The sequence below is a fragment of the Parablastomonas sp. CN1-191 genome (genome assembly GCF_049354825.1).
Lineage (GTDB): Bacteria > Pseudomonadota > Alphaproteobacteria > Sphingomonadales > Sphingomonadaceae > Novosphingobium.
Genome location: NZ_CP186480.1, coordinates 740,142 through 763,243 on the forward strand (window position 1 = coordinate 740,142; position 23,102 = coordinate 763,243).

21 protein-coding genes are annotated in these 23,102 nt (G+C 65.7%); 18 read left to right on the forward strand and 3 right to left on the reverse strand.

From position 1 onward, the window contains the following. Window positions 1-21 precede the first annotated feature (21 nt). The 14 genes from nuoF (at window position 22) to ACOYW6_RS03790 (ending at window position 14,980) form a co-directional block, all read left to right on the forward strand. Window positions 22-1,305: an NADH-quinone oxidoreductase subunit NuoF gene (gene nuoF / locus ACOYW6_RS03725; protein ID WP_423142472.1), complete on the forward strand. Its 1,284-nt coding sequence runs from the start codon at window positions 22-24 to the stop codon at window positions 1,303-1,305. Further along, window positions 1,302-1,994, forward strand: a complete 693-nt coding sequence (locus ACOYW6_RS03730; RefSeq protein WP_423142473.1) for a hypothetical protein — start codon at window positions 1,302-1,304, stop codon at window positions 1,992-1,994. Before nuoF ends, ACOYW6_RS03730 begins: the two co-directional genes overlap by 4 nt. Further along, a complete protein-coding gene (gene nuoG, locus ACOYW6_RS03735) occupies window positions 1,994-4,000 on the forward strand; it encodes an NADH-quinone oxidoreductase subunit NuoG (protein ID WP_423142474.1) in 2,007 nt (668 codons plus the stop codon). The genes ACOYW6_RS03730 and nuoG overlap by 1 nt, the downstream gene beginning before the upstream one ends. Next, window positions 3,997-5,043 carry an NADH-quinone oxidoreductase subunit NuoH gene (gene nuoH, locus ACOYW6_RS03740; protein WP_423142475.1) on the forward strand — a complete coding sequence of 349 codons (1,047 nt, stop codon included), beginning with the start codon at window positions 3,997-3,999 and terminating at the stop codon, window positions 5,041-5,043. The genes nuoG and nuoH overlap by 4 nt, the downstream gene beginning before the upstream one ends. After that, complete coding sequence (nuoI, locus tag ACOYW6_RS03745; protein WP_423142476.1) at window positions 5,040-5,525, forward strand: NADH-quinone oxidoreductase subunit NuoI; 486 nt, start codon at window positions 5,040-5,042, stop codon at window positions 5,523-5,525. Before nuoH ends, nuoI begins: the two co-directional genes overlap by 4 nt. Window positions 5,526-5,540: 15 nt before the next feature. Beyond that, on the forward strand, window positions 5,541-6,152 hold the full coding sequence (locus ACOYW6_RS03750) for an NADH-quinone oxidoreductase subunit J (protein WP_423142477.1): 612 nt from the start codon (window positions 5,541-5,543) through the stop codon (window positions 6,150-6,152). After that, window positions 6,149-6,454, forward strand: a complete 306-nt coding sequence (nuoK, locus tag ACOYW6_RS03755) for an NADH-quinone oxidoreductase subunit NuoK (RefSeq protein WP_423142478.1) — start codon at window positions 6,149-6,151, stop codon at window positions 6,452-6,454. The genes ACOYW6_RS03750 and nuoK overlap by 4 nt, the downstream gene beginning before the upstream one ends. 4 nt (window positions 6,455-6,458) lie before the next feature. Further along, a complete protein-coding gene (gene nuoL / locus ACOYW6_RS03760; protein WP_423142479.1) occupies window positions 6,459-8,558 on the forward strand; it encodes an NADH-quinone oxidoreductase subunit L in 2,100 nt (699 codons plus the stop codon). A gap of 1 nt (window position 8,559) precedes the next feature. Next, window positions 8,560-10,095 carry an NADH-quinone oxidoreductase subunit M gene (locus ACOYW6_RS03765; RefSeq protein ID WP_423142480.1) on the forward strand — a complete coding sequence of 512 codons (1,536 nt, stop codon included), beginning with the start codon at window positions 8,560-8,562 and terminating at the stop codon, window positions 10,093-10,095. Continuing rightward, complete coding sequence (gene nuoN, locus ACOYW6_RS03770) at window positions 10,095-11,552, forward strand: NADH-quinone oxidoreductase subunit NuoN (RefSeq protein ID WP_423142481.1); 1,458 nt, start codon at window positions 10,095-10,097, stop codon at window positions 11,550-11,552. The genes ACOYW6_RS03765 and nuoN overlap by 1 nt, the downstream gene beginning before the upstream one ends. 68 nt (window positions 11,553-11,620) lie before the next feature. Next, complete coding sequence (locus ACOYW6_RS03775) at window positions 11,621-12,259, forward strand: biotin--[acetyl-CoA-carboxylase] ligase (RefSeq protein ID WP_423143057.1); 639 nt, start codon at window positions 11,621-11,623, stop codon at window positions 12,257-12,259. Window positions 12,260-12,285: 26 nt separating this feature from the next. Further along, window positions 12,286-13,065: a type III pantothenate kinase gene (locus ACOYW6_RS03780; protein WP_423142482.1), complete on the forward strand. Its 780-nt coding sequence runs from the start codon at window positions 12,286-12,288 to the stop codon at window positions 13,063-13,065. After that, window positions 13,062-14,702, forward strand: a complete 1,641-nt coding sequence (locus ACOYW6_RS03785; RefSeq protein WP_423142483.1) for a ribonuclease J — start codon at window positions 13,062-13,064, stop codon at window positions 14,700-14,702. The genes ACOYW6_RS03780 and ACOYW6_RS03785 overlap by 4 nt, the downstream gene beginning before the upstream one ends. Further along, window positions 14,699-14,980, forward strand: a complete 282-nt coding sequence (locus tag ACOYW6_RS03790) for a DUF1467 family protein (RefSeq protein ID WP_423142484.1) — start codon at window positions 14,699-14,701, stop codon at window positions 14,978-14,980. The genes ACOYW6_RS03785 and ACOYW6_RS03790 overlap by 4 nt, the downstream gene beginning before the upstream one ends. Before the next feature lies 1 nt (window position 14,981). On the opposite strand, the gene ACOYW6_RS03795 is transcribed toward ACOYW6_RS03790, so the two are convergent. Further along, window positions 14,982-17,588, reverse strand: coding sequence for an ATPase (locus tag ACOYW6_RS03795; protein ID WP_423142485.1), 2,607 nt, complete (start codon window positions 17,586-17,588; stop codon window positions 14,982-14,984). Window positions 17,589-17,657: 69 nt separating this feature from the next. On the opposite strand from ACOYW6_RS03795, the gene ACOYW6_RS03800 reads away from it, so the two are divergent. From ACOYW6_RS03800 to ACOYW6_RS03815, 4 genes are all read left to right on the forward strand, one after another. Then, entirely contained in the window at window positions 17,658-17,960 is a 303-nt protein-coding gene (locus ACOYW6_RS03800; protein ID WP_423142486.1) for an Hpt domain-containing protein, read from the forward strand. Window positions 17,961-18,057: 97 nt separating this feature from the next. Beyond that, complete coding sequence (locus ACOYW6_RS03805) at window positions 18,058-19,257, forward strand: hypothetical protein (RefSeq protein WP_423142487.1); 1,200 nt, start codon at window positions 18,058-18,060, stop codon at window positions 19,255-19,257. A gap of 25 nt (window positions 19,258-19,282) precedes the next feature. Beyond that, the gene (locus ACOYW6_RS03810; protein ID WP_423142488.1) at window positions 19,283-20,239 is read left to right on the forward strand and encodes a hypothetical protein; all 957 of its coding nucleotides are present in this window, start codon (window positions 19,283-19,285) and stop codon (window positions 20,237-20,239) included. Beyond that, the gene (locus tag ACOYW6_RS03815) at window positions 20,236-21,615 is read left to right on the forward strand and encodes a sensor histidine kinase (RefSeq protein WP_423142489.1); all 1,380 of its coding nucleotides are present in this window, start codon (window positions 20,236-20,238) and stop codon (window positions 21,613-21,615) included. Before ACOYW6_RS03810 ends, ACOYW6_RS03815 begins: the two co-directional genes overlap by 4 nt. A 1-nt stretch (window position 21,616) precedes the next feature. Here ACOYW6_RS03815 and ACOYW6_RS03820 read toward each other — a convergent pair whose 3' ends face one another. After that, window positions 21,617-21,811, reverse strand: a complete 195-nt coding sequence (locus ACOYW6_RS03820; RefSeq protein WP_423142490.1) for a hypothetical protein — start codon at window positions 21,809-21,811, stop codon at window positions 21,617-21,619. Further along, window positions 21,811-23,094 carry a citrate synthase gene (locus ACOYW6_RS03825; protein WP_423142491.1) on the reverse strand — a complete coding sequence of 428 codons (1,284 nt, stop codon included), beginning with the start codon at window positions 23,092-23,094 and terminating at the stop codon, window positions 21,811-21,813. The genes ACOYW6_RS03820 and ACOYW6_RS03825 overlap by 1 nt, the downstream gene beginning before the upstream one ends. Window positions 23,095-23,102 lie beyond the last annotated feature (8 nt).

Below are 23,102 nucleotides of genomic sequence, written 5' to 3' on the forward strand. Positions count from 1 at the left end.
TCTTTTGTGGGACGCTCGCTCGTGCTTGCTGACAAGGACCGCATCTTCACTAACCTCTACGGCTACCAGCCTTGGAACCTGAAGGCCGCGCAATCACGCGGCGACTGGGACGATACCAAGGCGCTTCTCGGCCGCGGTCAGGACGCCATCATCGACGAGATGAAAGCGTCTGGCCTGCGCGGTCGCGGCGGTGCCGGCTTCCCCACCGGCATGAAGTGGTCCTTCATGCCCAAGGAATCGAAAGATGGCCGCCCCAGCTTTCTTGTCATCAACGCCGACGAGTCCGAGCCCGGCTCGTGCAAGGACCGCGAGATTATCCGTCACGATCCGCACAAGCTGATCGAGGGCGCCTTGATCGCCGGTTATGCGATCCGTGCGCGCGCCGCATATATCTACATTCGCGGCGAATACATCCGCGAGGCCGAGATTCTGTTTGCCGCCGTACAAGAGGCTTACGACGCCGGGCTGATCGGCCGGAATGCCTGCGGTTCGGGCTACGATTTTGACGTCTTCGTCCATCGCGGCGCGGGCGCTTACATCTGCGGTGAAGAAACCGCGATGATCGAAAGCCTCGAGGGCAAGAAGGGCCAGCCGCGCCTCAAGCCGCCGTTCCCGGCGGGTGCCGGGCTCTATGGCTGCCCGACCACGGTCAACAACGTCGAATCGATCGCGGTCGCGCCTACGATCCTGCGCCGCGGCGCCTCCTGGTTCTCATCCTTCGGGCGCGAGAACAACAAGGGGACCAAGCTCTTCCAGATCAGCGGCCACGTCGAGAAGCCCTGCGTGGTCGAGGAAGCGATGAGCATCCCCTTCCGCGAACTGATCGAGAAGCATTGCGGTGGGATCACCGGCGGCTGGGACAACCTGCTGGCGGTCATTCCTGGCGGATCGTCGGTTCCGCTGGTCCCGGCCAAGGATATCATGGACGCGCCGATGGACTTCGACGGACTCAAGGAGGTCGGCTCCGGCCTTGGCACCGCGGCGGTCATCGTAATGGACAAGTCGACCGACATCGTCCGCGCGATCAGCCGCATCAGTTATTTCTACAAGCACGAATCCTGCGGTCAGTGCACGCCATGCCGCGAAGGGACCGGCTGGATGTGGCGCGTGATGGAGCGCCTGCGTACCGGCGACGCCGACGTGCGCGAAATCGACATGCTACAGGAAGTGACCAAGCAGGTCGAAGGCCACACGATCTGTGCGCTGGGCGACGCCGCGGCGTGGCCGATCCAGGGCCTGATCCGCCATTTCCGTCCCGAACTTGAACGCCGCATCGCCGAAAACGTCAGGGAAGCCGCCGAATGAACCGCTTGATCGCCATTGCGGCGGCGCTTGTCGCCGCGCTGCCGGTTCCTGCCAGCGCCGGGACCGATCCGGTCGCTGCGCGTAAGGTTCTGAGCGACTACGCCTCGTGCATCGTGCGGCGCGAGCCGGCCGTGGCCAAGGCCTGGGTTCTTTCGGGCAAGTTTCTGTCGCGCGGTGACAGCGCGCTTGGCAAGCTTTCGCAGCGCGAATGTATAGACGTGCAGAAAACCGCGATGCTGCGTGCTGGCGGGATCATGATGCGCGGATCGCTCGCCCAGGCTTTGTTCGACCGTGACCAGGCTGTCCTGACAGCGACGGATTTTGCCGCCGCGCCCGCGCTTTACTGGGACGAGCCGAGCGCGGTTGCGACCACCGGCAAGGACGGAAAGCCGTTGCCGCAGGCCGCGATCGAGGCGCAGACGCGGGCCGTATCCAGCAAGTCGGCTGAAATCCAGCTCGCTCGCATGGGCGAATGCGTGGTGCGCGCAAACGCCGCCGGTTCGCGTGCGGTACTGACGAGTGCAGCTGCGACCTCGGCGGAGCTCGACGCGCTGAAAGCGCTGACCCCGCAACTGTCCACCTGCGTTCCAACCGGGCAGACGGTCGCCTTCGACCGCGTAACCCTGCGCGGCGCGCTGGCGCTGGCTTACTACCGCCTTGCCACGGCCGTGTCCGGGAGCGCCGGCTGATGCCCAAAGTTACTGTCGACGGCACCGAGATCGAGGTTCCGGCCGGGGCTACCGTGCTCCAGGCCTGCGAGCTTGCCGGGAAGGAAATTCCGCGCTTCTGCTATCACGAGCGGCTGTCGATCGCCGGCAACTGCCGGATGTGCCTGGTCGAAGTGAAGCCGGGCCCGCCCAAGCCGCAGGCGTCCTGCGCGCTGCCGGCTGCCGATGGCCAGGAAATCCGCACCGACAGCGCGATGGTGCAAAAGGCGCGCGAAGGGGTGATGGAGTTCCTGCTCATCAACCACCCGCTCGATTGTCCGATCTGTGACCAGGGCGGCGAGTGCGATCTGCAGGACCAGTCGGTGTCCTATGGCCGCGGAGCCAGCCGCTACCACGAGCACAAGCGCGCGGTGACCGAAAAGTACATGGGCCCGCTGATCAAGACCGCGATGACCCGCTGCATCCACTGCACGCGCTGCGTCCGCTTCAGCGAGGAAGTGGCCGGCGTGGACGAGATCGGCGCGCTCTATCGCGGCGAGAACATGCAGATCACCACGTATCTGGAGCAGGCGGCGAAGCATGAGCTGTCTGCCAACGTGATCGATCTCTGCCCCGTCGGTGCGCTGACGAGCCGTCCTTATGCGTTCGAAGCGCGCCCGTGGGAGTTGAAGAAGACGCTATCGATCGACGTGTCCGACGCGGTCGGCGCCAACATACGGCTCGACAGTCGGGGTCGCGAAGTCCTGCGGGCGCTGCCGCGCGTGAACGACGACGTCAACGAGGAATGGCTGTCCGACAAGGCGCGATACCAGGTCGACGGACTGACCGCGCGCCGGCTCGACCGGCCGTGGATACGCAAGGGCGACAAGCTCGTCGCGGCGAGCTGGGAAGAAGCCTTCGCCGCTGTCGCCAAGGTCAAGCCGGGCGCCAGCGTCGCAGCGGTCGCGGGCGATCTGGTCGATTGCGAGACCATGTTCGCGGCCAAGGCGCTGCTCGCCGCGATGGGCTCGACTCTGCTCGAAGGCCGCCAGACGGGCCTGGCCTACGACACGTCGAACCTGGCTTCGGTGGCGTTCAATTCTACCGTTTCCGGAATCGAGGACGCCGACGCGATCCTGATCGTGGGCAGCCACGTCCGCTGGGAAGCTGCGCTGGTCAACGCGCGGATCCGCAAGGCGGTCAAGAAGGGGGCCAAGGCGTTCGTGGTCGGGCCCGAATGGGAAACGACCTACCCCGCCGAGTTTCTCGGCAACGACCTGGCCATCATGGACGACCTGCCCAAGGCGGCGGTCGATGCGTTCCAGGGCGCCGCGCATCCCGCGATCATCCTTGGCGGCGCGGCATTGGGCCAAGGCGCCTTGGGCGCGGGCCTGGCGTTCGCGGCCGAGTTCGGGCTGGTCAGGGACGGGTGGAACGGCTTCAACGTCCTCCACATGGCGGCCAGCCGCATGGGCGGGCTGATGCTGGGCTACGCGCAGTCCGGCGGAATTGCCGACCTCGTCGAGGCCAAGCCGAAGCTCGTCTTCGCGCTGGGCGCCGACGAGGTGGATTTCACCAGGTTCGCGGGCTCGACCATTATCTATATCGGCCATCACGGCGACAAGGGCGCGCACGCCGCCGACATCATCCTGCCCGCCGCCGCTTACAGCGAAAAGGCCGGTACGTACGTCAACACGGAGGGCCGCGTGCAGTTCGCCGACAAGGCCGTCTTCGCGCCGGGTGATGCGCGTGAGGACTGGACGATCCTGCGCGCGCTGGCAGACAGCCTGGGCGTCTCGGTCGGCTTCGACAGCTTCGCGCAGCTGCGCGCCGCGATGATCGCAGCCGTGCCTTCGCTTGGGCAAGAAGGCCTGGCAAATTACGGTGCGCTTGCAAAAGCAAAGAAGACCAAGGCCACCGGAACGATCGACGCATACCCCGTCAAGGACTACTATCTCACCAACCCGATTGCGCGCGCATCGGTGGTAATGCAGCGCTGCTCGGCCGAACTGCTCCACGGCGAAGATTTCGCGGAGGCCGCGGAATGACCGAGACCTTCCAGCACTGGGGCCTGTCCTATGACTGGGCGTGGTTCCTTGCCACGATCGCGGGGATACTCCTGATCGCGCTGCCGCTGATGCTGGCGGTGGCGATGATTATCTACGCCGATCGCAAGATCTGGGCAGCGATGGCGCTGCGGCGCGGGCCCAACGTAGTCGGGCCGTTCGGGCTGCTGCAGAGCTTCGCCGACGGATTGAAGGTCTTCCTTCAGGAAACCATCGTCCCCTCGGCGGCGAACAAGGGGCTGTTCCTGATCGCGCCGATCATAACCTTCACGGTCGCGCTGATGGCCTGGGCGGTGATCCCGTTCAATTCGGGCGCGATCCTGGCCAACATCAATGTCGGGCTGCTCTACGTCCTCGCGATCTCGTCGCTGGGCGTTTACGGCACGGTAATCGCCGGTTGGTCGTCCAACTCGAAGTATCCGTTCTTCTCGGCGATGCGCGCCTCGGCACAGATGATTTCCTACGAAGTCTCGATCGGGTTCATCCTGATCTGCGTGGTGCTGTGGGCCGGCACGTTCAACATGAACGGCATCGTGCTGGCGCAGAAGGGCCACGTTTTCGGCATCCTCAACGGATTCGTCTTCAACCCGCTGCTGTTCCCGATGTGGGTCATGTTCCTGATCTCTGGCATGGCAGAAACCCAGCGCGCGCCGTTTGACTTGACCGAGGCGGAAAGCGAGCTCGTCGCTGGCTACCAGACCGAATATTCGTCGATGAGCTTCGCGCTCTACTGGCTGGGCGAATATGCCAACGTCTTGCTGATGTGCGCGCTCAACGCCACGCTGTTCTTCGGCGGGTGGCTGCCGCCGATCGAATGGGCGCCGCTGTACTGGATCCCGGGATGGCTGTGGCTGTTCGCCAAGATCTTCTTTTTCTTCTTCATCTTCAGCTGGGTGAAGGCGACGGTGCCGCGCTACCGATATGACCAGTTGATGCGACTGGGCTGGAAGGTGTTTTTGCCGGTTTCGCTGGGTTTCGTGGTCGTGATCAGCGGCTATCTGATGGTTACGAGGTTCGGGGCATGAGCGTTGGGCAATACGTCAAGGCGTTCACGCTCTGGGAGTTCGTGAAGGCCCACTGGTTGACCTTGAAGTACTTCTTCAAGCCCAAGGCGACGATCAACTACCCCTTCGAGAAGAACCCGCTGTCGCCGCGTTTTCGCGGCGAGCATGCGCTGCGCCGTTATCCTAACGGCGAGGAACGCTGCATCGCGTGCAAGCTGTGCGAGGCGGTCTGCCCGGCGCAGGCGATCACGATCGAAGCCGAACCGCGCGAAGACGGCAGCCGCCGCACCACGCGTTACGACATCGACATGACAAAGTGCATCTACTGCGGCTTCTGCCAGGAAGCTTGCCCGGTCGATGCCGTGGTCGAGGGGCCGAACTTCGAATACGCGACCGAGACGCGTGAAGAACTGCTTTACGACAAGGCGAAACTGCTGGCCAACGGGGACAAGTGGGAGCGGGCCATCGCCGCGAACCTTGAAGCCGATGCGCCCTATCGCTAGGCGGCGCGCAAACCCATGATCCACGTCCTTGCCTTTTACCTGTTCGCGGTCCTGATGATTGCCAGCGCCGTGCTGGTGATCCTCTCGCGCAACCCCGTCCACGCCGTGCTGTGGCTGATCGTGGCGTTCTTCAACGCCGCTGGCCTGATGGTGCTGGTCGGTGCGGAATTCATCGCGATGCTGCTCGTGATCGTCTATGTCGGCGCCGTCGCGGTGCTGTTCCTGTTCGTTGTGATGATGCTCGACATCGATTTTGCCACGCTGCGCGCCGGCTTCATCCGCAACTTCCCGCTCGGGATCGCGGTGGCACTGGTGCTGCTGGCCGAACTGGTGCTGAGCGTGGGCGCATATCGCGCTGGCGCAATGTACCTTGGCGCAGCGCCTGTCGCCGCCGCGGCCGAGGCCAGCAATATCGCCGCGATCGGCGCGATGCTCTATGGCCAGTACCTGTTCCTTTTCGAAGCCTCGGGCATCATCCTGCTGGTGGCGATGATCGGCGCGATCGTGCTGACGCATCGCGGCCGCAAGGACACGCGGCCGCAGAATATTGCCCACCAGGTTGCCCGCCGCCCGCAGGACGCCACGCGAAACGTCAATCCGCCGGTCGGCGAGGGGGTGCAGCTGTGATCGGCATCGAACACTATGTCGTCGTCAGCTCGATCCTGTTCGTGCTCGGCGTGCTTGGCATCTTCCTCAACCGCAAGAACGTGATCGTGCTGCTGATGGCGATCGAGCTGATCTTGCTCGCGGTGAACATCAACCTGGTGGCCTTCAGCGCGTTCCTGCACGACCTGACCGGGCAGATATTCGCAATGTTCGTGCTGACCGTCGCGGCGGGGGAGGCGGCCATCGGCCTAGCCATTCTAGTCATCTATTTCCGCGACCGCGGGACAATCGCGGTCGACGACGTCAACCGGATGAAGGGCTAAAGGCGTGATCCAGATCATCGTCTTCGCGCCGCTCATCGCGGCCGTCGTCGCCGGGCTAGGCAATCGTGCCATCCCCGCTGTCGCTGCCAAGGCCGTGACGACAGGGGCGCTGTTCCTTTCGTGCGCGCTGTCGTGGCCGATCTTCTTCTCGTTCCTGTCCGGCAATGCCGAAGCCCATGTCGCCCCGGTGCTGCACTGGCTGACCAGCGGCGACCTCAGCTTCGACTGGGCGCTGCGGGTCGATACGCTGACCGCGGTCATGCTGGTTGTCATCACCAGCGTATCGGCGCTCGTCCATCTCTATTCGTGGGGTTACATGGACGAGGACCCGGATCAGGCGCGGTTCTTCGCTTACCTGTCGTTGTTCACCTTCGCGATGCTGATGCTGGTAACGGCGGACAATCTGGTCCAGATGTTCTTCGGCTGGGAAGGCGTGGGCCTGGCATCCTACCTGCTGATCGGATTCTGGTTCCGAAAGCCCAGCGCCTGCGCCGCCGCGATCAAGGCTTTCGTGGTCAACCGCGTTGGCGACCTCGGCTTCATGCTGGGCATCTTCGGTACCTACCTGGTGTTCGGCACGGTCTCGATCCCGGAAATCCTGCACGCCGCACCGACGATGGCCGGGTCGACTATCGGTTTCCTGGGCCACCGTTTCGATACGATGACGGTGCTGTGCATCCTGCTGTTCATCGGCGCCATGGGCAAGTCGGCGCAGCTTGGCCTTCACACCTGGCTGCCCGACGCGATGGAAGGCCCGACGCCGGTTTCGGCTCTGATCCACGCCGCCACGATGGTGACGGCGGGCGTTTTCATGGTCTGCCGCCTGTCACCGATGTTCGTGACCAGCGAAACGGCGATGACCGTGGTGACTTACGTCGGCGCTGCGACCTGCTTCTTCGCCGCGACCGTCGGCACCACGCAGTGGGACATTAAGCGCGTCATCGCCTATTCGACCTGTTCGCAGCTCGGCTACATGTTCTTCGCCGCTGGCGTGGGTGCATTCGGTTCGGCGATGTTCCACCTGTTCACGCACGCCTTTTTCAAGGCGCTGCTGTTCCTGGGCGCGGGCAGCGTGATCCATGCGATGCACCACGAGCAGGACATGCGGTACTACGGCGCGCTGCGTAAGAAGATCCCCTTCACCTTCTGGGCGATGATGGCAGGCACGCTGGCGATCACCGGCGTGGGTATCGCCGACGTCTTCGGGTTTGCCGGGTTCTATTCGAAGGATTCCATCCTCGAAGCGGCGTTCGCCTCGGGCTCACCGGCGGGCGGGCTGGCGTTCGTCTCGGGCATCCTCGCCGCGCTGATGACCAGCTTCTACTCGTGGCGGCTCGTGTTCCTGACCTTCTACGGCAAGCCGCGCTGGGCAGCGTCCGAGCACATCCAGCATGCCATGCACGACGCCCACGGGCACGATGACCATGGGCACGATGACCAGGCGACTGACGGCCACGGCGCTGAGGGGGCTAACGCTCCCGCGCAGGAAGACGCCGGCCATGACGTCGCGCATAGCCACGGCGCCGACGCCCATGAAGGCACCGGCGGGTATCATCCGCACGAAAGCCCCCTGTCGATGCTGGTCCCGCTGGGCCTGTTGTCGCTGGGCGCAATCTTTGCCGGGTTCGTGTTTGCACATGCGTTCGTCAGCGAAGGCACCGGCGAATTCTGGAAGGGCAGCCTGGTGTTCAACGAACACCTGATCCACGCGATGCACGCCGTGCCGCTGTGGGTGAAGTGGGCGCCGTTCACCGTCATGGCGATCGGGTTCGTCATCGCCTGGTACGCCTACATCCGCAACACGCGCTTCCCGGCCCAGTTCGTCGGGCAGTTCGGCGTCCTGCACCGGTTCGTCTACAACAAGTGGTATTTCGACGAGCTGTACAACGCGGTGTTCGTGCGCCCCGCGTTCTGGCTCGGCCGCCAGTTCTGGAAGCTGGGAGATGTCGGCATCATCGACCGGTTCGGGCCCAACGGCGCGGCTTGGATAACCGTGCAAGGCAGCCGCCTGGCCGGCCGTGTCCAGTCGGGTTATCTGACGAATTACGCGCTGATCATGTTGCTCGGACTGGTTGCCGCTGCGACCTGGGTATGGGCGCGCTGACATGGGGGCCTTTCCGATCCTTTCGCTGATGCTGCTGGTGCCGCTGGTCGGGGCCATCGCCTGCCTGTTTGTCGACGCCAGACTGGCACGAACGATCGCGCTGGTGGCGACGCTCGTGGATTTCGTGCTGGGCGTGGTGCTGTGGGCGCAGTTCGACGTCGGGGGCGCGCGTTGGCAGTTTACCGAAAACGTTGCGTTGTTCGCTGGCTTTTCGTGGAAGCTGGGTATCGACGGCATCGCGCTGATGTTGATCGAGCTGTCGGTGTTCTTGATGCCGATCTGCATCGCCGCATCCGCCAGCATCGAGAAGCGCGTAGGCGAATACATGGCCGCGTTCCTGATGGTCGAAGTGCTGATCATCGGCGTGTTCGCCGCGCAGGACCTCTTCCTGTTTTACATTTTCTTCGAGGCCGGGCTGATCCCGATGTACCTCATCATCGGCATATGGGGCGGTGCGGACCGCATTTACGCCAGCTACAAGTTCTTCCTCTACACGCTGCTCGGCTCAGTACTGATGCTGATCGCGATGCTGTGGATGGTGAACCAGGCTGGGACGACCGACATCCCCACTCTGATGGAGACGAACTTTCCGCTCGAGGCGCAGAAGTGGCTGTGGCTGGCATTCTTCGCCTCTTTCGCGGTCAAGATGCCGATGTGGCCGGTACACACCTGGCTGCCCGACGCGCACGTTCAGGCGCCGACCGCGGGCTCGATTATCCTGGCCGGTGTGTTGCTGAAAATGGGTGGCTACGGCTTCATCCGCTTCTCGCTGCCGATGTTCCCCGAAGCGTCGGCCACGTTCGCGCCGCTGATCTTCGCGCTGTCGATGGTGGCGGTTGTCTACACCAGCCTGGTCGCGCTGGTGCAGCACGACATGAAGAAGTTGATAGCCTACTCCTCGGTCGCGCACATGGCGATCGTCACGGTCGGCCTCTTCGCCTTCAACAGCCAGGGCCTGGACGGGGCGATGATCGTCATGTTGAGCCACGGCCTGGTTTCGGGCGCGTTGTTCTTCTGCGTCGGCGTCATCTACGACCGCTTGCACACGCGCGAGATCGACCGTTACGGCGGGCTTGCCATCAATATGCCGCGCTACGCCACGTTCTTCCTGCTGTTCACCATGGCCAGCATCGGCTTGCCGGGCACCAGCGGTTTCGTCGGCGAATTCCTGGCGCTGATGGGCATCTACCAGATGTCGAGCTGGGTCGCGCTTATCTGCACAACCGGCATTATTCTTGGCGCCGCCTACATGCTCTATCTCTACCGACGCGTCGTCTTCGGCGAACAGAAGAACGCCGATGCCGCCGCCATGCCCGACCTGACCCGGCCGGAACTCGTCATGATGGCGGCGCTGAGCGCGGTCACACTTTGGATGGGCGTTTATCCGCAATCGTTCCTGGCGCCGATGCGCGCCGATATCGCCGCGCTCGACGCTCGACTGGCTCAGGCCCGGCCCAAGGGTGACGCGCAAGTGACTGCCGGCAGGCCCCCCAAAGCTGAATCTGCCGCCGAAGCTCATACCGAGGAGGCCCGCTGATGGATTGGGGCCAGTCCCTGCGCCTTGTCGGCGCCGAAGAGCTGTTCAGCGTCGCCGGGCTGATCCTGCTGCTGATCGCGGCCTGGGTTGGCGACAAGGCGGCGCGCGCGATCTCGATCGCGACCGTGGCGGTGCTTGCTGCCGGTGCTGCCTTTGCCGCTCCGGCGCTGTGGCACGGGCTTGCGGGAGGCCCCGTCTCTGCCTTTGCCGGCCAGTACGCCGGTGACGCGTTCTCGTCCTTTGCCAAGCTGCTGATCTACTCCGCCGCGGGCGCCACCCTGATCGTGGCGCCGGCGTTCTTCGATCGAACCCGCAGCATGCGGGCCGAGTTCCCGATCCTAGTCCTGTTCGCAGTGCTGGGGATGGGGATGATGGTTTCGGCCACCAGCCTGATGACGCTTTACATCGGGCTCGAGCTGAATTCGCTGGCCGCTTACGTCCTGGCCTCGTTCGCACGCAGCGATGGCCGCTCGGCCGAGGCGGGGCTCAAGTATTTCGTGCTCGGCGCGCTTGCCAGCGGCATCCTGCTGTTTGGAATGAGCCTAGTTTACGGGTTTACGGGAACGGTGTCGTTCGCCGGTATCAATGCTGTGCTGACGGGCGAGATCAGCAAGGGTGCGCTGTTCGGGGTGGTCTTCGTGCTCGCAGGGCTGGCCTTCAAGATTAGCGCCGTGCCGTTCCACATGTGGACGCCGGACGTCTACGAAGGCGCGCCCACGCCCGTCACCATGTTCTTCGCCTCCGCGCCCAAGGTTGCGGCGCTGGCGCTTACCATGCGTGTCGCTCTCGACGCGTTCGGAAACCAGGCGGCGGCCTGGCAGCAGATCGTGATCGCGGTCTCGCTGGCGTCCATTGTCGTCGGTGCGCTGGGCGCGATCGGGCAGAGGAATATCAAGCGCCTGCTGGCCTATTCGTCGATCAACAACGTCGGCTTCATGCTGATCGGCCTTGCCGCCGCTACCCCGCGCGGTGCGGCGGCCATGCTTGTCTACCTCGCGATCTACGTTGCAATGACGATCGGCGGCTTCGTCGTCGTGCTGATGCTGAAGGATGCGGACGGCGAACCGGTCGAGGATATCGCCGCGCTTGCGGGCCTGTCGCGTTCGCGCCCCGGCCTTGCCGCAGCGATGGCGATGGTGATGTTCAGTCTTGCGGGTATCCCTCCGCTGTTCGGGTTCTGGGGTAAGTTCGTCGTCTTCCAGGCGGCGGTCGAGGCTAACCTGGTGATCCTCGCCGCTGTCGGGATCGCCGCCAGCGTGATCGGTGCGTTCTATTACCTGAAGGTCGTCAAGATCATGTATTTCGATGAGCCTGCGGGCCGCATCGCCGGCAAGGGCGACGCCGCCCACGGCGCGCTGCTGATTATCGCGGCCCTGGCGATATCGCCGCTCGGTTACCTGTTGACGCGCTGGCTCGGATCACTTGCCGCTACTGCAGCGAGCGCGCTGATCGCTTGATAGAGCGCGTTGCCAGCACCGGTTCGACCAATGCCGACCTCGTCGCCCGGTTTGGCGCGCGAGAGCACGTGTCCGAGGGAGACTGGCTGATCGCGGACCGCCAGCTTGCCGGGAAGGGGCGCCTGGGCCGACCCTGGAACGATGGCGCCGGCAACTTCATGGGCAGCACCGCCGTGCAACTCGGTCCGACCGATCCGCCGCCTGGCACGCTCGCGCTGGTTGCCGCGCTGGCGCTGGCCGAGGCGCTTTCGCCGCTGATCCCGCCGCCGCGGCGCCTGATGCTCAAATGGCCGAACGACGTCCTGGTCGGCGATGCGAAGCTGGCAGGCATCCTGCTTGAACGGATCGGTGAAGCCGTCATTGTCGGCATCGGCGTGAACCTGGCGCAGGCACCTTCTGTCGAAGGGCGTGTGACTGCGGCGCTGTCTGCCTTCGGCCCGCCGCCGGACCGCGATCTGTTCGCCGAAGCACTGGCAGAATCCTTCGCCACCGAGTGCGAACGCTGGCGCAACTACGGGCTGGACCCCATCGTCCGCCGGTGGATATTGCTCGCGCACCCCGTCGGCACGCCTCTCGCCGTTGGCGAGCCCGGCGGGACGTCCGTTGCGGGCACATTTGCCGGGCTTGCCGGCGATGGCGCCTTGCAACTGCGGCTCGCGGACGGCACGACGCACCTCATCCATGCCGGCGACGTCAATCTCGCCTGATCCGGCGCGGATTTTTGGAGAACGCAATGCTGCTGGCCGTCGATGTCGGGAATACCAACGTCGTCTTCGCGCTCTTTTCCGGCCGCGATATCAAGGCTCGCTGGCGCATCGCCACCGACCCGCGCCGCACCGGCGACGAATACGCGACCTGGTTGACGCAGTTGCTCGAACTGGAAGGCTTCGAACGCTCCGATGTGACCGGGATCATCGTTTCCACCGTCGTCCCGCGCGCGCTTCATAACCTGGAAGTCCTGGCCGAGAAGTATTTCAAGGTTACGCCAGCGATCGCGGGGCAGGGCGCCGCCCAATGGGGGATCGCAGTCGACGTGGACGAACCGCGCACGCTGGGCGCCGACCGCGCGGTCAACGCCATCGCGGCGCACGCGCGTTACCCGGGCGACCTGATCGTGGTCGATTTCGGAACGGCCACCACGCTTGACGCGATCGACTTTAACGGCGCTTACAAGGGCGGGATCATCGCGCCGGGAATCAACCTCAGCCTCGACGCACTGGTGGGCAACACCGCGAAGCTGCCGCGGATCGCGATCGAGAGTCCGCGATCCGGCAGCGTGATCGGCCGCAATACCGAGGACCAGATGCTAATCGGGGTATTCTGGGGCTACGTCGCGATGATCGAAGGACTGGTGGCGAAAATGAAAGCCGAGATAGGACGCCCGGCAAAGGTGGTGGCGACAGGCGGCTTGGCGGTGCTGTTCCAGCGGCACACCAGCGTGTTCGACCACGTCGACACCGACTTGACACTCGATGGCCTGGCGCTCCTTGCAGAGCGGGCGAACCTGTCATGATCCCTGGCGAGGAACTCGTTTTCTGCGCGCTCGGCGGCTCGGGCGAGATCGGCATGAACGTCAACTTGTACGGTTGCCGCGGCAAATGGCTGATGGTCGACCTGGGGATGACGTTTTCTGGCGGTGAGTATCCAGGAGTCGACCTCGTTTTTGCCGATCTCGATTTTATCGAGCGCGAGCGCGATAACCTGCTGGGCGTTGTCTTGACGCACGGTCACGAGGACCACATCGGCGCGGTGCCCTACTTCGCGGAAGAGCTTGGCGTGCCGCTTTACGCCACGCCATTCACCGCGCGACTCGTCAATTCCAAGCTGGAAGAAGCGGGGCTGGTGGGCCGCGTCGATCTCAAGGTCGTCGACCACCTTGATCGCTTCGAGCTCGGCCCGTTCGGCATTCGCTATGTCCCGCTTGCGCACTCGATCGCAGAGGGCAACGCGCTGCTTATCGACACGCCGCTTGGCCGCATCTTTCACACCGGCGACTGGAAGCTCGACGAAGAGCCGCAGGTTGGCCTGCCGGCGACCGCCGCCGAGTTGACCGCGATCGGTGACGAAGGCGTTCTGGCGCTGGTGTGCGATTCCACGAACGTCTTCAATCCCGAGCCTTCGGGATCGGAAGGCGAAGTGTTCCGCGGCCTGATGGCCGAGGTCGAGCGCCATGCCGGCAAGCGCGTGATGGTGACGACGTTCGCCAGCAATGTCGCGCGGCTCGGCACGCTTGGCGCGGTCGCGACGGCGACCGGGCGCCGGCTCGTGGTTGCGGGACGTTCGCTCGACAGGATCATCGGCGCCGCCAAGGCAAGCGGCTACCTTAAGGACCTGCCTGAAGTCGTCGATACCGATCGGGCGATGGACCTACCACGCGGCGAAGTGCTGATCCTGGCCACTGGCGGCCAGGGTGAACCGCGCGCGGCGCTGTCGCGCGTGGCGGAAGAGAACCACCCGATCTCGCTTGAGCGCGGTGACGTGGTGCTGTTCTCAAGCCGCCAGATCCCGGGCAACGAGATTGCGATTGGCCGCATCCAGAATCGCCTGGCCGAACGCGGCATCACGATCGTCACCGATCGCCAGGCGCTGATCCACGTTTCGGGTCACCCGGGTCGGCCGGAACTGGAGGCGCTCTATGGCTGGATGCGGCCGGATATACTGGTGCCGGTCCACGGCGAGATGCGGCACATGGTTGAGCAGGCGCGGGTCGGCCGCGCCAGCGGCATCAAGGCGACCGTCGTGCAAAAGAACGGCGACCTTGTCCGTCTGGCACCGGGCAAGCCCGGCAAGTTTGGCGAGGTTCGCGCCGGCCGCCTGATCCTTGATGGCGACATCATCGCCCCTGCCGACGGCGAAGCCATGGCCATGCGCCGCCGCCTTTCCTCGCAAGGGATGATCTTCGCGGTCGTCGCGGCGCCGGGTAAGGTCATGGTCGAGGGCATCGGCCTGCCGCTCGAAGAGGACTACGCCGATTTCGTTCGCGAGGCCGAGGCTGACGCGGTGACCGCGCTGGCCAAGCTCAAGGGGGCGCGCGGGCGCGACCGTGAAGCCGTGATCGAGGCGGTGCGCCTGGCCGTGCGCCGCGCCGCGCAGCGCTGGTCGGGCAAGAAACCGCAAGTGCGTGTCATGCTGATGAGCGACCACGCGTGAAGTGGACATCCATCATCGCGATCTATTCGCTGTTCTGGGTCATGGGCGCATTCATCGTGCTGCCGTTCGGGGTACGAACCCACGAGGAACAAGGCATCGACATGGTCCCTGGGCAGGCCGAAAGCGCGCCGGCAAACTTTTCAGCCAAGCGCATCGTAAAGCGCGCAACCGTGGTTTCGCTGGTCCTGTTCGGGCTGTTCTACCTCAATTACGTCGAGGGCTGGATCACCATCCACGATATCGACTTCGCGGATCGTTACGCACCGGGCGGGAACTGACCTAGCGGCGGATCCGCTCGATCGCCTGCGCCAGCGCGACGTAAAGCTTGCCCATGTCCGACGACAGCAGCGTGACGCTGAGCGCATTGCCGTCGCGCGTGGCCAGCAGCTGGCGCAGCATCGCCTCGAAATCGTGAATGTAGCGGACGACGTGTTCGCGGAAGTCGGCATCCTGCTCGTACAGCGCGTGAACGTCGCGCGCCTCGCCCTTGCCGAGCAGGCGCATGGCGCGGCGCGTGAAGATGCCGCGATCGCCCTTCAGATAAGCTGCCCATTCGGTGTCGCTGACCTCGGCGTCCATGGCGCGCGCGATATCGATGGCGTTGGAATTGAGCGCTTCGGTGATAAGCGCCGCGCGGCGAGCGAAATCCCCGTCGACCTGTTCGGTGGCGCGGGCGCGTGCCTGCGCAACCCGTTGCTCGAGGTGGCCGGCAAGTTCGCTCACCTTGGCAAGCTGGTCGCGCAGCTGCATCGCGGTCTCGCGGCCGCTGGCAGCAGCCTTTTCGGCCGCGACGTCGAGACCGGCTATCGCTGCAGCCGCTCTTTCTTTCAGCGCGCCGTCGATGGCGGCGCCGCTTTCGGCCCCGATCCGCGCGGCGAGTGCCTGGACCGCGTCCGCGCTCATGGTCTCGATCCCGTGCACCGCATCGCGCGCGGCGGTCGCCAGCGCCTCGATCGCTGCGCGCAGTTCGTCCTGCGCCTTGCCACTCAGTGCGGTCGCCTGGGCATCGGTCGCGGCAAGCGCCTCGCGCAAATCGGCGAGGGCGGCCTGGTGCGCGGTCGCGCGAGTGCCGAGGGAGCCGTGCACCAGATCCAACTCAGTCGCCAGCTGCACCAGGGTGGCGCGCGTTTCCTCGATATGGCCGGATAGCGCCGCGCCGCCCTCTTCGGCGGTTGCGACTTCGCCCGCCAAGGCGCGGGCGCGCTCCTCCAGCACGGCGAGCCGGGCTTCGCCTGCCGCCATCGCATTCGGTAGTTCGGTACCGGTCTGGCGCGCGCTGGCCTGCAGCAGTTCGAGCAAGCGGACACTGTGATCGGTCAGCCCTGCGATTTCAGTCCCGGTTCCGGCCAATGCTTCGCGGCTCGCGAGCAGGTTGTCGGCGAGCTCGTTCAGGCTGGCGGCAATGGCGGTGCGCGCCTGTTCGCCGTGGCCGGCGACCTCGCCCATGCGGCCGGCATACCCATCGAGCTGGCGCGAAATTGCCTCGGCATGCTCGGCGAGGTCGGCCACGTGCGCGCGCTGCGCGTCGTGGCGGGCAGCAAGCTCGGCATCGAAGGCGGCGAGGCGCTCGCGCATGTCGGCAAGCGCCTGGCTATCCCGTGCCCCAGCAGCGGCGGCACGCTCATCGGCGGCGGCAGCAAATCCGGCGCTGCGCTCGGCAAACCGGGCGTCGACTTCGGCCGCTTCCGCATCGAGCGCGGCCAGACGCTCGCGCGCGGTCGCCATGACGCGTTCGTCGATCGCGGCGACATGGTCGACAGCGCCGGCCAGGTCGCTCTCAAGCCGGGTCACGGCAGCGCGCCACGCCTCGAGCGCGGCGTCTTCACCGGCACGCAGGTCGCGGACCAGGCCGTCGCCGTCGGCCCGCACCGCGGCGAGGCGTTCGCGCAGCGCGCCCAAGCTCTGGGCCTCCTGGGCGGCCAGCGCCCGGCGCTGGTCTTCAAGCTCGGCGGCGAGTGCGGCAGCACGGGTACGGATCGCTGCGAGCGCCGCGACCTCGTCACGATCAAGGCGCTGGCGAAATTCCTCGCCACCCTGGTTGAGCGCAGTGAAACGCGCCGCGGCGACCGTTTCAAGCTGCTCGGCATGACGTACGAACTGCCCCATCGCCGCATCGACAAGTCCGCGCAGCGATTCGACTTGCCGCTCGCTGGCCTGGCCGAACTGGTTGAGGCGGTTGAACCCCTCGATCATGTCATCGAGCTGGCTATGCGCGGCGCGCCCCGCGGCGGCGATGTTGTTGGTGACGTCCTTGGCGCTGCTGGCAATGACCGGAAGCTGCCCGCGCAGCCTCTCCATGTTGTCGAGCGCGGTAGCGCTGACCGTGCCGATGGTTTCCACGCGAGCGCCGTTGTCGTGGATAAGGCCGGCAATGCGATCGGCATGTTCGGACAGCCGTTCGGCCGAGACGCGGCCAAGCGATTCCAGGTCGCGGGCCTGTGCGCCGATGAACTCGCGCGCCAGGCTGAGTTCGCGGTTGATGGTGATGAGGCGGCTCTCGAGACGAGCGGATTCATCGCTGAGAAGCCGGGCCGCCGCGCCGAAGCGCGCTGCTTCGCGCTGGCCGTTGCGCTGGAATATCAACCACGCGACCCCGATCAGGGCCACCGGCAAGGCCCAGTCGCGCAGCAGGCCGACGGCTGCTTGCGGCTGCAGTGCGGGCGATCCGGCCGCGTAAATGGCCCAGGCAAAAAAACCGGTCCAGGCGGCGACCGCCAGCCAGGCCAGTGCCGGGGCGATCCGCCCGCGCCACGGCGAAGGCAGGGGAGCGTCATCGCCAGCGTAGATGATATCCTCCGCTGCGGCCTCGTCGGCCAGCACCAGCTCCTCCTCGGCGGGCGCCTGCGGCGCGTCGCCGACGGCAACGATATGTCGTCCCCCGGTCATGGCGCGGTGATACCACGGCAGTCGCGATGTTAAACCCACCTTTAACCACTTACCCCCCACCGTCCTGCGATGGACTATGACGCCGGTACCTTCGATTCGACGCTTGCCGCCGCTGCCGGGGAAGACCCTGCTTTGCTGGCCGAGCTTCGCGCCGTCTTTGCCGAAAGCCTTGAGCGCCAGGTCGATTTGCTGGGCCGTTCGCGCTGCGACGGCAACTGGCAGGTCGCGGCCTTGCGCCTGCGCGGCCTGGCGGCGAGTTTTCATGTCGGCGAACTGGTCGAACTTGCCGACGAGGCCCTCGCCGGGGCGCCGGGTGAACCGGGCGTAATCCGCCGTTTGAAGCAACGCGCCGAAGCCTTTTCGGCGCAGTGAGCGCGTTCACGCGCCTTGGCACTGGCCGGGCGCTGCTCTAGACCCTTGAAGCAGGGGACGCAGGTCCCGCCGGGCGCACAAGGGGGACTGTAACGCGATGCGCATTGCCGTGCTGACGATGCTGGACGTGGCCGGTCCGGCCGATCCGGCCCCGCGTGCGACCCTTGGCATCGCCGGCGCCAGCGTTGCCCGCCAGCAAGTCGCGCTCGCGCTCGCGCTTGGTTGTGAGCGGATCCTCGTCCTCGCGGCTCCAGGCTTGCCGGGCATCGACGCGCTTGAGCAGGCCGCGGTGCGCGGCGGAGCGAAGCTCTCCCCTGTCAGCGGCGCGCATGGCGTGGTCGGCGGCGTGACCGCGGCCGACGAGGTCATCGTGCTGGCCGATGGCTTGTTCGCCTCCACTGGCGAGGCCGCTCAGATGCTGGGCGGCGGTGCAGTCGTGCTGACCCAGCCGATCGAGCAGGGCCTGGCCGCCGGGTTCGAGAGGATCGATCTCAACAACGCGGCTGCCGGCGCCATGCGCATCCCCGGCCGTCTGGTCGAGCGCCTGGCCGAGCTGCCCGCCGATTGCGACGTGACAAGCGCACTGCAGCGCATCGCGCTGCAGGCGGGGGTGCCGCAGCATCCGATTCCCACACCGGGCAGCAATGGCCTGTTCTGGACGCTCGTTCGTTCCGAGGACGAGGCGCACGCGCTCGAGCCACAGTGGATACGCCAGCGTACGCGCAGCGAAGTGATGAAGGGGCCGGGTCACGCGCTGGCGCTTGCGGGCGTTCGCCGCTTTGGCGCGGCGCTGCTGCACGGGGGCGGGGCATGGAGCGTCGGGCTGGGCGCCGCTGCGCTGCTGCTGATGGCCGCCGGCGCCGGCGGCCTGGGCGCTCCGCGCATCGGCTTTGTCTGCGCGGCGCTGGCGTGGCTGGCTCAGCAAGCCTTTGCACTGCTGGGCCGGGTCGAGAGCGACCGACCAAGCGACGATGGCTGGCTTGCCGAAGGAAGTGCAATCGTCCTCGACATCGTGCTGGTTGCGCTCATGGTCTGGGCGCTGCCGGTGCCTGTGGGCGTGCCGCTGTGGCAGCGGCTGTTCGCGCCGGTCATGCTGATCGGCTTGCTGCGCCTTGCGCGCGTCATCGTGCCGACGCGCTGGACGGGCTGGCTTATCGACCGCGCCCTCCTGGCGGTGGTCCTGCTGATCGCCGACGTAAGCGGGAACCTTGCCCCAGCGATCGCGCTGCTGGCGCTGCTTCTGGTCGTGCTCGGACTCGCCATGGCGGGCCGCAAGGCGCGGCTAACGGGGCCTTAACCAAACGCAGCTAGGGCCGGAGACGATGCAGCTGCGGGAAACCGGGGCGGGCGGTCTCGAGGTCGAGGCGGTGCTGCAAGATGGGCTGGCGCGGGGCGACGCGCTGGTCGGCGGCCTTGCGCCCGTTCTCCGCTATCTGATTGCGCACGACGCACCCGGCCTGTTCGGAGAGGATATCCTGGCGCGGATACGCGCGATGCTGGCAGACCTGGCGCGGCAACTGCTCGAGACCCTTGCTGCTGCCGAGGGCGAAGCAATCGCGCCCGACGACCTTGAACCGGCACTGCAAACGCTTGGTTCCGCCTTTCTCGCCCAGCCGGCGCTGTTGGCCCATGTTCATGCCCTGGCCCTCGAATGGCAGCTGACCGAGCGGCTCCAGGCCCGCCTGGCGCTCGACCCGGTTGTGTCGCCGCTGCTGCAGGCAGTAATCGGCAGCGAAGACGCGGTAATGGCATCGACCGCGATGGCGTTCCTGGCGGCGCAAGCGCGCTTCGGACAATCGCAGCGGCGCATGGAATTACCGATCGGCGAACTTCCCGCCGAAGTATTGGCAGCGGCGCTTGCTGCCCTGCGCGCAGTTGTCGCCCCCGAAGACGATGGCCATGCCCTGGCCGCCAGCCAGGTCATTCGCGCTGCCCACGATGAAAGCCGCGGCCGCCTGGCGCTGGCGGCGCGGCTCATCGCGGGGATGGGGCCGGCTTACAGCGCCGCGCTGAGCGTACATCACGCCGGAGCCGGCCTGTTCCTGACAGCGTTGGCACAAGCCCTGGCCATCGGCCGCGATGCGGCGGTCCTGGTCACGAACGAGGCACAGGCGGCCCGCCTCGCGCTGGGCCTGCGCGCCGCCGGGATCCGCAATGCCGGGGTGCACGAACAGTTTGCGTCGCTCTACCCCGAAGCCGCCTTGCCCACCGGGTTCGATGCGCTGGGGCAGGACCGTGCGGCGACCTTGCTGGCTCGTCGAAGCGGAGCCGGGGGATGACTGCCGTCGAAGCCGTCCTGGCGGAGGCAAGGACAGACCGCGACGACCATCTCGTGGCTGCGGGCGAACCGTTGGCCGGGTTGCAACGCCGCTGCGGCGGAGAGCTGCCGGGCATGATCGCGGTGCCGGCGCTGCTTGCGCTCGTGCGCAAGGCGCGTCGCTACGGCCTGCCAATGGCGCGCGCAATCGCCGCCAATGACGGCCAGGAGGCAGTTACTGCCTGGGTGGAAGTGCGTCCTGACGAAGATTACGGGACCCACATCGTGCTGCGCAGCTGGCAGGTGGGTCCGCTTGCGCCCGAGGACATCGCCGAGGCGGCCGAGCGGCGCGTCGCCATCGAGCGTGCCGTTGCCGAACTGACCGCGCGTCTCGACGCCGCGCAAAACCTGCTGTCGTTCGAGACCGACGCGCCCGACCTAGTGCTGGTTGCCGAAACGCTCGCCCGGACGATCGGACGCCCGTGGACCGAGGCGATCACGATTGCCGGCAACGTCCATCGCCAGCCGCTGCATTGGCGCCTGCTCGACGGCGCCGCAGTCGAAGTGCCAGGCTCCGACCGTCACTGGCGTGCCGCGCTTCATCCGGTCGAGATTCCGGGCCGCGAACCGGTCGGCTTCGAACTGTGTCTGCTCGCCGAAACGCCGCTACCGCCGCCGCCGCCGCGCGCCATCCCGGCTGCGCCTAGACATTCGGCGGGGGTGCTGGGCCGCGACGTAGCGCCCGTTCTGCGCGAACCTATCGGACGCATCATTGCCAATGCCGCCGCGATCCGCACCCGCAGCGCCGGGCCGTTGACGAACGAATACGCGCGCTATGCCAGCGATATCGAGGCCGCGGGCGAGCATCTGCGTACGCTTATCGAGGACCTTGCCGACCTTGAAACGGTCGAGGATGATGCTTTCGTCACGGCTCATGACCGCATCGATCTTGCCGAGGCTGCGCGCAGCGCCGCGCAGATTCTCGCCGCGCGCGCCGCCGAGCGCGCAATTTCCATCGATGCCCCACACGAAGGCGAACACCTTGCTGCGATTGGCGAGTTCCGCCGCGTGCTTCAAATCCTGCTCAACCTGGTGGGCAACGCGGTGCGCTACACGCCGGAGGGCTCGTCGGTCTGGATCCGTACCGAAGGCAATGAGCGCGGCGCGCGGGTCGTCGTCGCAGACCAGGGGACGGGGCTCTCGCCCGATCAGCAGGCCCGCGTGTTCGATAAGTTCGAGCGCCTGGGCCGCAGCGACGAGGGCGGAACTGGCCTCGGCCTCTACATCTCGCGCCGCCTGGCGCGGGCGATGGGCGGAGACTTGACGGTGGAAAGCGCACCGGGGCAGGGCGCGCGCTTCATACTCGAGCTACCGGCGGGACCGATAGCCGCCGTCTAGCTTAGCGGCGGGCAAACCACAGGGCGGCGGCGCCGATGACGGCCAACACCGCGCCGTTTACCGCCCATTGCCGATCAGCCAGCATGAAACTCGACGCCGGCCACATGACGATGCCGGTCCCCTGGCCGATCCAAAGCAGTCCCATCAGGATCGCCAGCACGCCGAAGACCGCCAGGATGGCGCGGGCCGCGCGCATCAGCGCTGCTCGACCGGAACGTAGTCGCGCTGCGTGGGGCCGGTATAGAGCTGCCGGGGGCGGCCGATCTTCTGCGCGGGATCGGAGATCATTTCATTCCACTGGGCCACCCATCCGACCGTGCGCGCAAGCGCGAACAGCGCGGTAAACATCGTGGTGGGAAAGCCGATCGCGGAAAGGATCACGCCCGAGTAGAAGTCTACGTTGGGGAACAGCTTCTTCTCGATGAAATAGTCGTCGTTGAGAGCCATCTCCTCGAGCCGCAGAGCGACTTCGAAAACCGGATCGGTCACCTTGAGGGCGTCAAAGACCTCGCGCACCGTTTTTTGCATGACCGTCGCGCGCGGGTCATAGTTCTTGTAGACGCGGTGGCCAAAGCCCATCAGGCGGAAGGGGTCGTTCTTGTCCTTCGCGCGCTCGATATAATGCGGAATCTTGTCGGGCGTGCCGATCTCGTGGAGCATGTTGAGCGCCGCCTCATTAGCGCCGCCATGCGCCGGGCCCCACAGGCAGGCGATGCCGGCCGCGATGCACGCGAACGGATTGGCGCCCGACGAACCCGCAAGGCGTACCGTGCTGGTTGATGCATTCTGTTCGTGATCGGCGTGGAGAATGAATATCCGGTCCATCGCCTTTTCGACCGCCGGCACCACTTCGTATTCCTCGGCCGGAACGCCGAAGGTCATGCGCAGGAAGTTGCCGGTGTAGGACAGGTTATTGTCGGGGTAGAGGAAGGGCTGCCCCACCGAATACTTGTACGCCATCGCTGCAATCGTCGGCATCTTGGCAATCAGGCGGTGACTGGCAATCTTGCGCTGCTCGGGATCGGCTATGTCCGTGCTGTCATGATAGAAGGCGCTGAGCGCGCCGACCACGCCGCACATGATCGCCATCGGGTGCGCGTCGCGGCGGAACCCGCGGTAGAAGGTCGACAGCTGTTCATGCAGCATCGTGTGGCGCGTGATCGTGTAGGTGAAATTGTCGAGCTCGTCCTTGTTCGGCAATTCGCCGTTGAGCAGCAGATAGCTGACTTCCATGAAGCTCGATTGTTCGGCCAACTGGCCGATCGGGTAACCGCGATGAAGCAGAATTCCTTCGTCGCCGTCGATGTAGGTCAGCGCGCTTTCGCACGACGCGGTCGAGGTGAAGCCGGGATCGAATGTGAACATCCCGGTCTGGCCGTAGAACTTGCGGATATCGACCACGTCGGGTCCGACGCTGCCCGATATCACGGGATAGTCGAAATCACCGGTCGGGGTGCCGAGTTTGACCGCATCTGCCACGTTGTGTT

Excerpts from the sequence above, each read along its gene's own strand:
- ACOYW6_RS03780 (WP_423142482.1), top strand. The coding sequence starts at position 12,286 with ATGCTGCTGGCCGTCGATGTCGGGAATACCAACGTCGTCTTCGCGCTC.
- ACOYW6_RS03805 (WP_423142487.1), top strand. The coding sequence starts at position 18,058 with ATGCGCATTGCCGTGCTGACGATGCTGGACGTGGCCGGTCCGGCCGAT.
- ACOYW6_RS03800 (WP_423142486.1), top strand. The coding sequence starts at position 17,658 with ATGGACTATGACGCCGGTACCTTCGATTCGACGCTTGCCGCCGCTGCC.
- ACOYW6_RS03750 (WP_423142477.1), top strand. The coding sequence starts at position 5,541 with ATGATCCACGTCCTTGCCTTTTACCTGTTCGCGGTCCTGATGATTGCC.
- nuoN (WP_423142481.1), top strand. The coding sequence starts at position 10,095 with ATGGATTGGGGCCAGTCCCTGCGCCTTGTCGGCGCCGAAGAGCTGTTC.
- ACOYW6_RS03810 (WP_423142488.1), top strand. The coding sequence starts at position 19,283 with ATGCAGCTGCGGGAAACCGGGGCGGGCGGTCTCGAGGTCGAGGCGGTG.
- ACOYW6_RS03765 (WP_423142480.1), top strand. The coding sequence starts at position 8,560 with ATGGGGGCCTTTCCGATCCTTTCGCTGATGCTGCTGGTGCCGCTGGTC.
- nuoG (WP_423142474.1), top strand. The coding sequence starts at position 1,994 with ATGCCCAAAGTTACTGTCGACGGCACCGAGATCGAGGTTCCGGCCGGG.
- ACOYW6_RS03785 (WP_423142483.1), top strand. The coding sequence starts at position 13,062 with ATGATCCCTGGCGAGGAACTCGTTTTCTGCGCGCTCGGCGGCTCGGGC.
- nuoH (WP_423142475.1), top strand. The coding sequence starts at position 3,997 with ATGACCGAGACCTTCCAGCACTGGGGCCTGTCCTATGACTGGGCGTGG.
- ACOYW6_RS03820 (WP_423142490.1), bottom strand. The coding sequence starts at position 21,811 with ATGCGCGCGGCCCGCGCCATCCTGGCGGTCTTCGGCGTGCTGGCGATC.
- ACOYW6_RS03815 (WP_423142489.1), top strand. The coding sequence starts at position 20,236 with ATGACTGCCGTCGAAGCCGTCCTGGCGGAGGCAAGGACAGACCGCGAC.
- ACOYW6_RS03795 (WP_423142485.1), bottom strand. The coding sequence starts at position 17,588 with ATGACCGGGGGACGACATATCGTTGCCGTCGGCGACGCGCCGCAGGCG.
- ACOYW6_RS03730 (WP_423142473.1), top strand. The coding sequence starts at position 1,302 with ATGAACCGCTTGATCGCCATTGCGGCGGCGCTTGTCGCCGCGCTGCCG.
- nuoI (WP_423142476.1), top strand. The coding sequence starts at position 5,040 with ATGAGCGTTGGGCAATACGTCAAGGCGTTCACGCTCTGGGAGTTCGTG.